The sequence below is a fragment of the Ruegeria sp. ANG-R genome (assembly GCF_000813985.1).
In the GTDB taxonomy this organism is placed as follows: Bacteria; Pseudomonadota; Alphaproteobacteria; order Rhodobacterales; family Rhodobacteraceae; genus Ruegeria.
On record NZ_JWLJ01000001.1, the window covers coordinates 1,683,217 to 1,697,515 of the forward strand.

The 14,299-nt window shown below is 59.9% G+C and carries 13 protein-coding genes; 5 read left to right on the plus strand and 8 right to left on the minus strand.

What is annotated here, in order from left to right; genetic code table 11:
• Positions 1–27: 27 nt before the first annotated feature.
• Together RA27_RS08395 and RA27_RS08400 are read right to left on the minus strand one after the other, a co-directional pair.
• The gene (locus tag RA27_RS08395; protein ID WP_039536615.1) at positions 28–957 is read right to left on the minus strand and encodes a DMT family transporter; all 930 of its coding nucleotides are present in this window, start codon (positions 955–957) and stop codon (positions 28–30) included.
• 40 nt (positions 958–997) lie between these two features.
• A complete protein-coding gene (locus RA27_RS08400) occupies positions 998–1,597 on the minus strand; it encodes a LysE/ArgO family amino acid transporter (protein ID WP_039536617.1) in 600 nt (199 codons plus the stop codon).
• An 84-nt stretch (positions 1,598–1,681) separates the two neighbouring features.
• Here RA27_RS08400 and RA27_RS08405 point away from each other — a divergent pair, with 84 nt between their 5' ends.
• A complete protein-coding gene (locus tag RA27_RS08405) occupies positions 1,682–2,569 on the plus strand; it encodes a LysR family transcriptional regulator ArgP (protein ID WP_039536618.1) in 888 nt (295 codons plus the stop codon).
• A gap of 169 nt (positions 2,570–2,738) precedes the next feature.
• Here RA27_RS08405 and RA27_RS08410 read toward each other — a convergent pair whose 3' ends face one another.
• Positions 2,739–3,479 carry a YebC/PmpR family DNA-binding transcriptional regulator gene (locus RA27_RS08410; protein ID WP_039536620.1) on the minus strand — a complete coding sequence of 247 codons (741 nt, stop codon included), beginning with the start codon at positions 3,477–3,479 and terminating at the stop codon, positions 2,739–2,741.
• A gap of 111 nt (positions 3,480–3,590) precedes the next feature.
• On the opposite strand from RA27_RS08410, the gene RA27_RS08415 reads away from it, so the two are divergent.
• The 4 genes from RA27_RS08415 (at position 3,591) to RA27_RS08430 (ending at position 8,717) form a co-directional block, all read left to right on the plus strand.
• Positions 3,591–5,363 carry an SLC13 family permease gene (locus RA27_RS08415; RefSeq protein ID WP_039536621.1) on the plus strand — a complete coding sequence of 591 codons (1,773 nt, stop codon included), beginning with the start codon at positions 3,591–3,593 and terminating at the stop codon, positions 5,361–5,363.
• Positions 5,364–5,379: 16 nt separating this feature from the next.
• Positions 5,380–6,114 (plus strand): glutamine amidotransferase, encoded by a 735-nt coding sequence (locus RA27_RS08420; RefSeq protein WP_039536622.1) that lies wholly within the window; start codon positions 5,380–5,382, stop codon positions 6,112–6,114.
• Positions 6,115–6,186: 72 nt separating this feature from the next.
• The gene (locus RA27_RS08425) at positions 6,187–7,044 is read left to right on the plus strand and encodes a bile acid:sodium symporter family protein (RefSeq protein WP_039537224.1); all 858 of its coding nucleotides are present in this window, start codon (positions 6,187–6,189) and stop codon (positions 7,042–7,044) included.
• An 11-nt stretch (positions 7,045–7,055) separates the two neighbouring features.
• Positions 7,056–8,717, plus strand: coding sequence for an FAD-binding dehydrogenase (locus RA27_RS08430; RefSeq protein WP_039536624.1), 1,662 nt, complete (start codon positions 7,056–7,058; stop codon positions 8,715–8,717).
• Here RA27_RS08430 and RA27_RS08435 read toward each other — a convergent pair whose 3' ends face one another.
• The 5 genes from RA27_RS08435 to mgtE all read right to left on the minus strand — a co-directional run bounded on the left by RA27_RS08435 (position 8,718) and on the right by mgtE (position 14,271).
• Positions 8,718–9,464, minus strand: a complete 747-nt coding sequence (locus RA27_RS08435; RefSeq protein ID WP_039536625.1) for a YbaY family lipoprotein — start codon at positions 9,462–9,464, stop codon at positions 8,718–8,720.
• Positions 9,465–9,560: 96 nt separating this feature from the next.
• Positions 9,561–11,339: an SLC13 family permease gene (locus tag RA27_RS08440; protein ID WP_039536627.1), complete on the minus strand. Its 1,779-nt coding sequence runs from the start codon at positions 11,337–11,339 to the stop codon at positions 9,561–9,563.
• A 91-nt stretch (positions 11,340–11,430) separates the two neighbouring features.
• Entirely contained in the window at positions 11,431–12,243 is an 813-nt protein-coding gene (locus RA27_RS08445; RefSeq protein WP_039536629.1) for a TIGR00282 family metallophosphoesterase, read from the minus strand.
• A gap of 70 nt (positions 12,244–12,313) precedes the next feature.
• The gene (locus RA27_RS08450; protein WP_039536631.1) at positions 12,314–12,880 is read right to left on the minus strand and encodes a 5-formyltetrahydrofolate cyclo-ligase; all 567 of its coding nucleotides are present in this window, start codon (positions 12,878–12,880) and stop codon (positions 12,314–12,316) included.
• Positions 12,877–14,271 carry a magnesium transporter gene (gene mgtE / locus RA27_RS08455; RefSeq protein WP_039536632.1) on the minus strand — a complete coding sequence of 465 codons (1,395 nt, stop codon included), beginning with the start codon at positions 14,269–14,271 and terminating at the stop codon, positions 12,877–12,879. The genes RA27_RS08450 and mgtE overlap by 4 nt, the downstream gene beginning before the upstream one ends.
• Between the last annotated feature and the right edge of the window lie 28 nt (positions 14,272–14,299).

Below are 14,299 nucleotides of genomic sequence, written 5' to 3' on the forward strand. Positions count from 1 at the left end.
TTTATTGACTCGTCAATCAATAACGTTTCAACGGGTGGCTGGCGGTGTCTCTGACCCTTGTGGTGGTGTCGGCTGCTGCGCCCCGCCCCGGCTTAGCACGGCTTCGCGCCAGGTGATGAAACTCACGGCTGCCAGGATCAGCGTGCCTCCGGCAATTACCCAAACATCAACGCGCTCGTGAAATACAATAGTGCCAAGTAATGTGGCCCAGATCAACTGCAGGAAGGTGACCGGTTGAGTTACTGCGACCGGAGCGGCCTGTAACGCAAGCGTCATGAAATAGTGACCGGCCGTGGCAAAACTGGCGATCACGAACAAAACGCCCAGATCGCGCGGGCTCGGTGGCTCCCAGACCGCAACTGCGAAGGGCACCAGCGCGATTGTGACCCAGATCGACAGATGCGCCACCACGGCCGCAGGGCGAATGTCGCGCACCATTATCTTGGCCAACAGATATGAAACCCCAAGTGCCAGCGCCGTGCCCAACATCGCCAGATGACCCGGCACCACGTCCCGGAAGCCGGGGCGAAGAATGATAAGTACGCCAATAACGGCAACCGCAATAGCAGCGATACGGCGGAAGGCCAGCTTTTCCCCCAAGAACAGCGCCGCGCCTGCCGTGACATAGATCGGTGTCATGTAGTTCATCGCGGTCACCTCGGCCAGCGGAATGCGTGTCATCGCATAAAACCACAGCATGACTGCAATGGCGTGAACCACGCCCCGCACTCCGAACAGTGTCAGATTGCGACGGGTTAGCGGTGTTTCAAGGATTGCGTGCATAGCAGGCAACAGAAACACCAGTCCAAAAACATAACGCAGAAATGCCGCCTGAATGGGGTTCATGCTGGTCCCCAACATCTTGACCAGCGCATTCATGCCCACAAAGGACAGCCCGGCAGCAAACATCCAGAACATGCCGACAAGCGGGCGTTGCTGATCTTTGGGTGAAGTCATACGGACGGTTGAACACCGAATTCCGACCCGGGACAACCCTTCACATGACAACAAGTTTCAACGCGATCGCCAGCATCACGACCCCAATCACCACGTCCAGAATTTGCCAGGCACGGGGGCGGGCAAAGATCGGCGACAGAACTCTGGCCCCATAACCCAGCGAAAAGAAGAAGACGAAGCTTGAAGTCATCGCGCCGACCGCGAACCCCAGACGATCAGCGTATTGGGCCGAGATCGAGCCGATCAACACGACAGTATCCAGATACACATGGGGGTTAAGCCAGGTGAAGGCCAACACCGTCAGCATGGCGGCTCGCAAACTGGTGCGCTGCCCCGCGCCGGCTTCCATCACTGAACCGCCCTGCCAGGCGGCCCGGAAACTACGCATGGCGTACCAGGTCAGAAACACTGCGCCACCATAGCGCATCACAGTTTCAAACCACGGCGCCGCCTGGGCCAGCGTACCAAACCCTGCGACGCCCGCCCCTATCAGTATGGCGTCGGAGACCGCACAGGTCAGGCATAAAGCGAAAACATGCTCGCGCCGCAGCCCCTGGCGCAGAACAAAAGCGTTCTGAGCACCAATGGCCAGTATAAGGCTGAAGCCTAGAGCAAATCCGGCGATCATTGATGGGAACATGCGGCCTCCTGTCGTTGGGCGTTGACTACATGGCCATCGCAGCCCTATCAAATTAATGTTAGTTACCTCAGTTAAGATTCACTAATGTTGCTCGACCCCCACCATCTATCGGCCCTAGCGGCAATTTTGCGTCATGGCAGTTTTGAGGCCGCCGCCGCAGAGCTGTCCGTAACGCCATCCGCCATTTCGCAGCGGATCAAGGCATTGGAGGACCGGGTGGGCGCTGCCCTGATCCACCGGGGTACGCCGTGCACCGGAACACCTGCGGGCCTGCGGATCGCCCGACATGCCGAGGACATCGGTTTACTCGAGGCAAAGCTGGCACGCGAGCTGACACTCGATCAGCGCGAAGGCCCTGCACGCGTGCGCATCGCGCTACCCGCCGACACTCTGGCCACATGGTTCATCGGCGCGATGGTTCAGACTGGCGATGTTCTGTTCGATCTGGTGATCGACGATCAGGATCACTCGGCCGACTGGCTGCGGCGAGGCGAGGTCAGCGCGGCAATCACGGTCGGAGGTCAGGCCGTCACCGGATGTGACGCAATTACCCTGGGCACGCTGCGTTACCTGCCAACCGCCAGCCCGCCCTTCATGCGGCGGTGGTTTTCCGAGGGTGTTTCAGCCAGATCACTGGCGTGTGCGCCCTGTCTGACATTTAACCGCAAGGACAATCTGCAGAAGACATGGATCACGGCCCTAACAGGTAACCGCCTTTCGCCGCCGATCCATTTCCTGCCCTCTTCCACCGGTTTCGTCGATGCGGCGATTGCTGGGATGGGCTGGGGGATGAACCCGGAAGGCCTTGTACATCAGGCCATTGCAGACGGACGACTTTGCGAACTTATCCCCGAGGCACCGCTGGATATAGAACTGACCTGGCAAATCGGGCGCGTACTTGCCCCCGCCCTAGCCCCCTTGACCAAAGCGGTCCGTCGCGCTGCAGCCGAACACTTGATCCCGCCCGCCTGACCCGCTTGGTCCGGCGCCTCATCAATCTCTTTCGGCGCCCCACCCCCCATAACTGAGTGCTATGGCTAAGACAGGACCGTTTCGTCGAACCGGCTTTTGGCTGTAAGCCTGAGACAGAAAAACCCGGCCACAGGGCCGGGTTTTCAACATCAACCAAAGGTCCGGCGCGTCAAAGCTGCGCCATGACCTCGTCTGTCGCTTCGAAATTCGTGGTCACGCGCTGAACGTCGTCGTCATCTTCCAATGCATCCACGAGCTTCATCAGCTTTTGCATGTCCTCGAGACCCAGTTCGGTGGTCGTTGTGGGTTTCCAGACCAGCTTGGTCGATTCCGACTCGCCCAATGTGCCTTCCAGCGCGTTCGAAACCTCATTCAGATCCGTGTCCGCGCACCAGATGATGTGCCCGTCTTCCGAACTTTCAACGTCTTCGGCACCTGCTTCGATGGCCGCCTCGAAAATCGTGTCCGCATCACCCGCAGTTTCCGGATAGACTACCTCGCCCTTGCGCTCGAACATGAAGCCGACCGACCCGGTCTCACCCAGATTGCCGCCATTCTTCGAAAAGGTCGAACGTACGGTCGAAGCGGTTCGGTTGCGGTTGTCCGTCATGGTCTCGACAATCACCGCAACGCCGTTGGGGCCATAGCCCTCGTACCGGATTTCTTCGTAGTCATCGCCCTCACCTGCCTGCGACTTCTTGATCGCGCGGTCGATCACGTCCTTTGGGACCGAGTTCGACTTGGCCTCTTTCACCGCCAGACGCAGGCGCGGGTTCTTGTCGGGATCGGGGTCACCCATCTTGGCGGCGACGGTGATCTCTTTCGACAGCTTGGAAAACAGTTTGGACCGCGCGGCGTCCTGACGTCCCTTGCGGTGCTGGATATTGGCCCATTTGGAGTGGCCTGCCATGGTGCGTCCTCGTCATTCGTGATTTCGTGTTCGGCGCTCATATAGACGTTTGCGGCCCCAAGGATCAAGGGATCGACTTGCCCCAACGCTGGCGCTGGCTATGGTGGCGGTATGACGACAGATCAGATCATTCTTTTTTCCCTTTTTATTGCGGTCTTTGGAATGCTGCTGTGGGGGCGGTTTCGATATGACCTTGTGGCCTTCACCGCCCTGATGATCGCGGTCACTCTTGGTGTTGTCCCGGTCGACAATGCCTTTGCCGGGTTCGGGCATCCCGCGACGATAATCGTTGCCCTGGTGCTTGTGGTTTCCGCCGGTCTGGTTCGGTCGGGCGCGGTGTTCATGATCACGCGAACCCTTGTCGACGCATCGCGCGGTTTGGGCGCACATATCGCCCTGATGGGCGGGATCGGCGCAATCCTGTCAGCATTTATGAACAACGTGGCGGCGCTGGCCCTGCTGATGCCGGTCGACATTCAGACCGCGCGCAAGGCCGGGCGTTCGGTGGGCCTCAGCCTGATGCCGCTGAGCTTCGCGACCATTCTCGGGGGGATGGCAACGCTGATCGGCACGCCTCCCAATATCATCATCGCCTCGATCCGGGCCGAAACGCTGGGCGAGCCCTTTCATATGTTCGACTTCGCACCCGTGGGCGGGATTGCCGCGATTGCGGGCCTTGCCTTCGTCGCATTGATCGGCTGGCGCCTGATCCCTAATCGCGGCGTGGAAGAGGAAACATCCGAAGTACTTGCCGAATACATTGCTGAACTGACGATCCCCCCCGAATCGCCTCATATCGGCAAGCGAGTCAGTGAACTCTATGAAGCTGCAGAGAAGTCCGACGTCGCCATCATTGGGCTGATCAGGGACGGCAAACGACGCTATGGCCGGTCGACCCACGCCACGTTGCATGAAGGAGACGCGCTGGTTCTGGAGGCGCGCCCCGAAGCGCTGGATGAATTCCGTGCGGCGCTCAACCTGGATTTTTCGGACACCCGCAGGCAAGAGGTCCTGACGGCCGAGGGCGACGGGTTGGAGGTGGTCGAGGTTGTCGTCCCCGAAAGCGCGCGGATCGCAGGGCGAACGGCGCAGGCGCTGGGGCTGGCCTGGCGGCAGAGCACGGTTCTGATGGGCATTTCACGCCAGGGTCGCCGCATCACCAGTCAGGTCCGCAAGACCGAGGTTGAGCCGGGCGACATTCTGCTGTTGCTCTGCCCGCGCGACCGGTCGCCGGACGTTACCGACTGGCTCGGATGCCTGCCGCTGGCCGAACGCGGCCTGAACGTGACAGCCAACGAAAAGGCGTGGTTGGCCATCGGCCTCTTTGCCGCTGCGGTACTGGCGGCCAGCGTCGGGCTGATCTATTTGCCCATCGCATTGGGCCTCGTGGTCGTTGCCTATGTGCTGACCAAGATCATGCCGATTGCGGATATCTACACTCACATCGAATGGCCGGTGGTGGTCCTGCTGGGTTCTATGATTCCGCTGGGAAGCGCACTGGAAACCTCAGGCGGTACGGAACTGATAGCCAACGCGCTTATTCAACTGACAAATGGGTTGCCCGCTTGGGCGATCCTGACTGTGCTGATGGTTGTGACGATGACCCTTTCGGATGTGTTGAATAACACCGCTACCGCCATTGTCGCCGCCCCTGTCGGCATTCAGATGGCGCGCACGCTTGAGGTGTCGCCAGATCCCTTTCTAATGACGGTAGCCGTTGCGGCGTCGGCCGCGTTCCTCACGCCGATTGGGCATAAGAACAATACTCTGGTCCTTGGCCCCGGTGGATATCGCTTCGGAGACTACTGGCGAATGGGCCTGCCACTGGAGGTTCTGATCATCGCCGTGTCTATCCCCGCGATCCTTGTGTTCTGGCCACTTTGACGGGTAAAGGCATCGCATGAAACGATTTCTGATCCTGCAGTTGCGCCCGGAAACCGATGCCTCGGACGCCGAGTATGCCTCGATCCTGGATAAAACCGGCCTCACGCCCGAACAGACCCATCGCATTCGGCTGGATTGCGAAGACCTTCCCGATGGGTTGGCCGTCACCGATTACGCAGGTGTCATCGTGGGCGGTGGTCCAGGCTGCGTCAGCGACGATCCTGCCACCAAATCTCCGCTGGACGCAAAGATCGAGGCGGCGATCATGGGGCTGATGCCTCAGGTCACCGCGCAGGATCACCCGTTCATGGGATGCTGCTACGGGTTGGGTATTCTCGCAGCACATCTGGGCGGAGACGTCAGCAAACGGCAATTTGGCGAACCGGTCGGGCCGTCCGACTGCCGTTTGACCGAGGACGGCTCACGCGATCCGTTGACTGCGGACCTGCAGCCGCAGTTCGAGGCTTTTGTCGGACATAAAGAAGCCGTGCAGACGCTGCCGGAAGGCTGCGTTCATCTGGTCGCCTCGGACCCCTGCCCGTTTCAGATGATCCGCTGGGGGCAAAATGTCTATGCCACGCAGTTCCATCCCGAAGCAGACGCCAAGGACTTTGAACAGCGGATCAACATCTACAAGGACCACGGCTATTTCCCGCCAGAAGATGCGCAAAGCCTGATCGATATCTGCCACGCCGCCGACGTCACGCAACCCGGAGAAATCCTGCGCAGGTTTGCACAGCGATACGGGTGACCCAACGGCGTTGTTGCCTGATCAGTGACCCCTCGCATAGGCTGGCCCGAATGACTTTGGGAGGAGTTGTTCTTGGACCTGCTCATAAACGTCGGCCTGCCCGTTTCGCTGGCCATTATCATGCTGTCGCTGGGCATCGGGCTTGAGGCGGCCGATTTCCGCCGCGTTCTGACGCGCGGATACCCTTTCGCGATTGGAGCCGTCAGCCAGGTTGTGCTGATCCCACTGGCTGCTTTTTTGACAGTCACACTGTTCGGGCTGCCCGCCGAGATCGCCGTTGGCGTCATGCTTCTGAGCTTCTGCCCCGGCGGGGTAACCAGCAACATCCTTGCGAAATTCGCGAAAGGCGATGTGGCGCTGTCAGTCAGTCTGACGGCAGTGATCAGCCTGCTGTCGATCGTGACGGTACCGATTCTGGCCGCATGGTCCATTGATCATTTCATGGGTGAGGCCGCCCCCGAAGTATCCATCGGCACCCTGGCCACCGCACTGTTCCTGATCACCACCCTTCCGGTCGCAATTGGCGTCAGCATACGCCACTTTGCAAGGGGTTTTGCCATTCGGATCGATAGCCCCCTTTCGACACTTGCTTCGGTGCTGTTCGTCCTGATCGTCATTGCGGCGCTAGCAGGCAACTGGCAGTTCTTCGTTGAAAACCTAAGCTCGATCGGGACCGCGTTGATCGCATTGAACATCGCTCTGCTACTGATCGGCCTTGGTCTGGCGCGCGTCGCCAATCTAACGTGGGACGAGGCGAAAACGATCTCGGTCGAAACTGGCATTCAGAATTCGGCGATGGGGATTACTCTGGCAGCGTTGATTACTGGCACCACAACGGGCTTCAGCCCGCTTGCCGTACCCGCCGCCGTTTATGGTATCACAATGTATGTGGTCGTGACCCCGTTCATCCTTTGGTTCCGCAGCCGCTGAAAGGACACCAGATGACCAGCAACACAGCAGACGCCATTGTAATCGGAGGCGGCCTTGCGGGCTTGACGGCAGCGGCCGAGTTGGGAGACCGGGGCAAACGTGTAATCGTGCTGGATCAGGAACCCGCTCATTTTCTGGGTGGGCAGGCATTCTGGAGCCTCGGTGGGCTGTTCATGGTCGACACTCCCGAGCAGCGCCGCATGGGTATCCGCGACAGCCACGAACTGGCGCTGCGCGACTGGATGGGAAGCGCCCAGTTTGACCGCGACGAGGACATCTGGCCCCGCAAATGGGCCGAAGCCTACGTAGAATTCGCCGCTGGCGAAATGCGCCCGTGGCTGCACGAAATGGGATTGCGGTGGTTCCCCGTGGTCGGCTGGGCCGAACGGGGGGGGTCATTTGCGGATGGCCACGGGAACTCGGTCCCCCGGTTTCACATCACATGGGGCACAGGTCCGGGCGTGCTGGAACACTTTATCCGCCGCGTTCGTGCACATGTCGACGCCGGATTGATTCAGTTGAAGTTCCGTCACCAGGTCAGTCACCTCATTATGCAAAATGGCGCCGCCAAAGGCGTTTCAGGAGAGGTTTTGGCTGATGACGGCGCCCAAAGGGGCGGCAAGACCAACCGAGACGAAGTTGGCGAGTTCGAGGTCTACGCCCCTTCGGTCATCGTAACCTCCGGCGGGATCGGCGGAAACTTCGAGATGGTGCGTAAGAATTGGCCCCGCGACCGATTGGGCGAACCGCCAAAGGATATGGTGGCCGGAGTGCCGTTTCACGTCGATGGCCGTATGATACCGATCAGCGAACAGGCGGGCGGGCATGTCATCAACGGGGATCGGATGTGGCACTACACCGAAGGCGTGCGCAACTGGGACCCGATCTGGCCCTCACATGGTATTCGCATCCTGCCCGGCCCCAGTTCGATGTGGTTTGATGCGCGCGGCAATCGTCTGCAGCCTCCCTGCCTGCCGGGCTTTGATACTCTGGGTACGCTACGCGAGATCCTTAAAACCGGTTATGAGTACAGCTGGTTCGTTCTGACCCAGAAAGTAATCAAGAAGGAATTTGCCCTGTCGGGTTCCGAGCAAAACCCCGATTTCACCTCGGGCAGTTGGAAAGAGGTCATTCGACAGCGAATCCTCTCTGGCTCAAAGGCGACTGGTCCGGTCGAAGCCTTTAAGGAGAAGGGTGAGGATTTTGTTGTCGCCCGCACGCTGACCGAACTGGTCGGCGGCATGAACCAGTTGGGCGGGGGGCTGATCGACGAAGCGCACCTGCGTGCACAGATCGAGGCACGCGACTCGCAAGTCGATAATCCGTTCTCCAAAGACGCTCAGATGATGGCAATCCTCGCCGCGCGCAATTACCGCGGCGACAAGCTGATCCGCACGGCCAAACCCCATAAATTCCTCGATCCGTCAAACGGCCCTCTGATTGCAGTCAAACTGCACGTGCTGACCCGCAAGACGCTCGGCGGGCTGCAGACCAATCTCGACAGCCAGATGGTCGGCGAGGATGGTCAGGTCGTCCCCGGCCTGTTTGCAGCCGGAGAGGTCGCGGGCTTTGGCGGCGGCGGATACCATGGCTACAACGCACTGGAGGGCACATTTTTGGGGGGCTGCATCTTCTCGGGCCGCAATGCGGGACGGTCCCGCGCCGTGGCCTGACTACGGGGCACGCACAAATTTCAGAACCGGTTCGCCTGCGGCGTCGAGCAGAACCAGACTGTCCCCGGCAACCGCATAGGTCGTCACCTTCTGCAAGGCGGCAAGAAACTGGTCCTCGACCTTGTCCAATTCTGGCGGGCACGCCATCAGAGTGGCGGCCATGTTGTCCGGGAACTCAATGCTGTTACCCTTGATCTCGGCTTGCCCCGAGAACCGGTTACAGCCACCCGTGCCGCCAAATGCTCCGCCTTGCGCGAAGGAAAGCTGCGGCGGGCGTTTCGTGTCCAGAACGGCCCCGTCAATCCCGATGGCGGTCCATTCGGTCCCCTCCAGCGACGCGACGCTCTGGCCGCCTGCCTGTACCAGCACGAGGTCGGCCGAATTGCCCTCTCCGTTGGTCAGTACCGGGTGAATCGTATCTGTCGTAAACAGCAGCTCCTCACCACGATAGATGGCTCCCTGTACAGCGTAGGTCATTCCTTCACGGATCAGGGCGTCATCAAATGACAGCTCAAATTCGGAAGGCACCCCGTTCAACGCATATCGCTGCGCCGCCAGTGTCACGGCGGCGGCATCCGCGCGCGAGATATCCTGTAGTTCGACATACAATGTAGCATCCGGCGGCAGGGCAATGCGTTCGCGATAGGTCGCGGTGCCTGTTACCGATCCGGCGTGGCTCTGGCTGCCCAATAAGGCCAATACAACTGCTCCGGCCACAATGGCCTGTCCGAGTCTTGGAAAAGGCATGATCCCATCCTTTCTCATTCATCTTTATCGAAAAGATTGTGGCCGGATCGGCATTTACAAGAGCAGTGCGCTCAGGTCGGCGAATCCGTGCCGGTGTCAGAGCGGCCAGATGAATGGGATCAGCAGCGAGGCTAACAAACCGACCGTCAGGTTCAGCGGCACACCAACCTTTAGAAAATCAGTGAACCTGTACCCGCCGGGGCCGTACACCATCATATTGGTCTGGTACCCGATGGGCGTCGCGAATGACGCCGACGCCGCCACCATCACCGCGACCACCAGCGGACGTGGATCGATGCCCACCGCCTGCGCCAGCGAGATCGCGATCGGCGTGACCACAACGGCGACCGCATTGTTCGAAACCAACTCGGTCAGGACCGAGGTCAGCAGGTATACGGCCCAGATGATCAGGAACGGCGGCAACATGCCCAACGCAGGGGCGACTGCCTCGACAATCAGTGTGACCGCGCCCGACTTGTCGAGCGCGGCACCAATTGCGAGCATGGAAAAAATCAACGCCAGTAATCGGCCTTCGACAAAGGAAAACGCCTCATCCGCGTCGATGCAGCGGGTTAGCAATACCACCGCCACCGCCAACACCGACAAGAGCAGGATCGGTGCGACGCCCAGCGCTGCCAGTGCCACGATCCCGGCCAGAGAACCGATGGCAATGGGCGCGTGGCTGCGACGGAAGGCACGCGCCGAGGGTTGCGTCACATCGACCATATCCATATCGGCGGCCAGCTTTCGGATGTCTGTCGGAGACCCTTCCAGCAGCAGCGTGTCGCCGACTCGTACTGTCAGGTCCTCCAGCTGGCGCCCGATATTCTGGTTTCGGCGATGGACAGCCAGCACGTAAACGCCGTACCGCCTCCGCAACCGCATCGCGCCCAGGGTCCGCCCGACCATCCGGCACCCCGGCGTGATCAGCACCTCAACGGTCTTGGTCTCAACAGCCGAGACCTGATCCACGCGTTTCAGTTCTTTGTTGCTTTGCAAGCTCAGCAACTCGGTCATCTCGGTACGCAGGACCACCCTGTCGCCCACTTTCAGCGTTACACCCTTGAGGTTCCGGCGCAGCGAGTCATCGCCCCGGATCACGTCAATCAGGCGTACGCCTGGGCGCTTGAACAGTTGCACCCCGGTCACTTCACGATCAATCAGGTTGCTATCGGGCGGGATGACCGCCTCGGTAAAGAACTTCATCTTGGACCGGTCGCTGAGCATCTCAGCCATGCTGTCACGCTCGGGCAGCAGACGCGGCGCAATGAAGCGCAAGTAAACCATGCCGTAGATGACCAGCGCGATACCCAGCGGGGTGACCTCGAAAATCGTAAAGGCCGTCATGCCCTGCGCCCGTGCCACACCATCGACCAACAGGTTGGTCGAGGTGCCGATCAGGGTCAGCGTTCCCCCAAGGATCGCCGCATAGCTTAGCGGGATCAACAACTTCGACGCCGAAACATTCAAGGTGCGGGCGATCTGGATGAATACAGGGATCATCACAACGACAACCGGCGTATTCGACACCACCGCCGATGCGAATACGACAAAAGCCATCAGCAGCCCGATAGCAAATCGTGGGTTCACCTGTGCCTGCTTCTGCGCAACCGACGTGAACGCATCAAGCGCCCCGGTTCGAACCAGCGCGCCCATGATGATGAACATCGCCCCGATGGTCCATGGTGCGGGGTTGGACAGCACCGCCAGCGCACTTTGATAGGGCAGAATGCCGGTCGCCAGCATCAGGGCCGCACCGCCTATGGCAACGACTTCGGCCGGATAGATCTCGCGCAGGAACATGATGAACATGCCCGCAACGATCATCAGCGCCAGAATCGCGCTGCCCGTCTCTGTCAGTTGAAGGAATTGCATTCTTGGTATTCTGTCCGAACCCTGGCCTGGCACACGCGCCTGACAGGTAGTTTCACGTATTGTGTACCTCAGGGCAAGTCTGACGTGCGTTTCAGGGGGTCGCCTGCTGCAACCGTCCGCCAACGCGAACCATCTGCACAGATTTTGCACTTCCGTCCCGGTCGTCGGTTTCGACGAATATGCCGCTCAGGGTCGCCTCACCATTCGCGGGCGTGAACCGGGCTTTCGGCATCCCGGTGATGAACCTGCGCATCGGTTCCTGCTTGTCCATGCCGATGACCGAGTCATAGTCACCGCACATCCCGGCATCGGTCAGGTATCCCGTCCCGCCCGGTAAAATCTGAGCATCCGCCGTCGGCACATGGGTATGCGTGCCCACCACGAGGCTGGCGCGTTTGTCGCAATAGTGACCCATGGCCATCTTCTCGGATGTCGCTTCGCAATGCATATCGACGACGATCGCCTGCGCCTGCCCTCCGCGCGGGTGCGACTTCAGGATGGGTTCAATGGCCGAAAACGGATCATCGAATGGCCGCTTCATGAACACCTGCCCCAACACCTGAACCACCAGCACTTTACGCCCGCCCGGGGCGGTGAACAGCCGGTGCCCCCGCCCCGGCGCGCCTTTGGCAAAGTTCACCGGACGCACAATGCGTGGCTCTTTCTCGATGTACTGCAGCATGTCCTTCTGATCGAAGGCATGGTCGCCCAAAGTGATACAATCGGCCCCGGCGTCCAAAAGCAGCTTGGCGTGATCGCCGCTCAACCCCATCCCGTTCGAGGCGTTTTCGCCGTTGACCACGACGAAATCCAACCGCCACTCATCGCGCAGACGCGGCAGATGCTGCTGAATGGCGGCGCGACCCGAGCGCCCCATGACGTCACCAAGAAACAAAATCTTCATGAATGCGGTCCTAAGGGCCGCAAGTGGCAATAACAAGGCAGAACCGGACCATTGCCTGGTGCGCGCGGGTTCAGAAGGTCAGCACCCGGCTTTCGGTGATCACCATATCCAAGGGCTGATCTGTGGGCTCCAGTGGCAGTTGCTCAGCCTCTTGCGCATCAAAGGCGAAGCCAATCGCAAGAGTCGGGCGTTTGGCGCGCAGCCTTTCAAGCGTGCGGTCATAAAAGCCACCGCCATAACCCAAGCGACCACCTTGCACATCAAAAGCAACCAGCGGCACAATCAGGATTTCCGGGTCAAAGTAATCATCTTCCTCAGGCACTTTCGCGCCGAAAGGCCCCTCTTTCAACGCGCCTTCGGGGGTCCAACGCGAAAAGCGCAAGGGCTGCCCGGCGCCTTGAATGACCGGGACACCGACAGCCCCATAAGCGGCGGCTTCGGCCATCGCGGGCAACGGATCGATCTCAGTGCGGATTGGCATGTAACCGGACATCGGGACGCCTCGATGGCCCGCCAGAATTTCAGACAAGCGCCCTGCCGCCCCTGGAATGCGCGCATTGAACGCTGCCTTGCGACGTGCAAAAGCTGCCTTGCGGGCTGCAGCCTTGATTTCGGTCAGATCAGTTGTCTCGGTCACAGTAGCACCACGCTGGCAAGCCCCAGAAAGATGAAGAACCCCATGACGTCCGTCGTCGTGGTCACGAAAGTTCCGGATGCCAGCGCCGGGTCAACGCCCAGACGATCCAGCACCACCGGTACTACCGTACCCGCAAACCCCGCGATGATCATGTTCACGACCAGTGCCGAGCCGATCACGACGCCCAACAGCGGAGAATCGAACCACATCATCCCCACAGTCCCCAAAATGATGGCGAAACACAGCCCGTTGAGCATTCCCACCAGCAACTCCCGCCGGATCACACGCCCCACGTTCGAGCCAGTCAGGTCGCGCGTTGCCAGCGCCCTTACAGCTACGGTCAGCGATTGGGTTCCGGCATTCCCCCCCATCGAGGCGACGATTGGCATCAGGATCGCTAGTGCGACAAGCTGATCGATCGCGGCCTCAAACTGCGAGATTACCAGCGATCCGCAGATTGCGGTGACCAGATTGACGCCGAGCCACGGCAGGCGCCGCTTACTGGTCGCTGCTACGCTATCGGACAACGAGCTTTCGTTCGAAACACCCGCCAGGCGCAACATGTCCTCTTCGTATTCTTCGTCCAACACCACCATCGCATCGTCGATGGTGATCACGCCGACCAGTCGCCCGTCGCCATCCACCACCGGGGCCGAGATCAGGTGGTACTGGTTGAATGCATAGGCCACATCCTCTTCATCCTGATCGACGGGAATTGCGTGAAACTCCTCTTCGGCGATGTCGTGCAGCGGTACCTCGCGCCGGGTCGCCATCAGCTTGCCCAACGTGACCTGCGCGACGGGTTTCAATCGCGGATCAACCAGAATGACATGGTAGAATTGCTCGGGCAGATCGTCATTGGCCCGCATGAAATCGATAGCCTGCCCCACCGTCCAGTGTTCGGGCGCCATGACAACTTCGCGCTGCATAAGGCGCCCGGCGGAGTTTTCGGGGTAGGACAGCGCTTGTTCTGCGGCGATCCGTTCGGAATCCTCAAGCGCATCAAGGATAGTTTCCTGCTGCGGCTCTTCGAGGTCTTCCAACAGGTCAACGACATCGTCGCTTTCCATATCCCGGACGGCTTCGGCCAGAATGTCCGGTTTCAGGACCTGGATCACTTCTTCCCGGACGGATTCATCCAGCTCTGACAGGATATCCCCGTCAAATTCCCTGTCATACAGCCGGATCAGGCGGGATCGGTCATATGGGTTGATCTGCTCCAGAAGGTCGGCAATGTCGGCCGCGTGCAGCGGCTCCATCAGCTCGATCAGCTTGGCGCGATCTTCGACATCCACCGCATAGAGGATTGCCGCAACAGTCCGCCGATCCAGCGCATAGGCATCTTCTTCACGGGGCAGATCGGGTCTGGCTTCGTCATTGCCTGTCGTCATGCGCTGCCCCTTTGGTCTCGTCGATTGC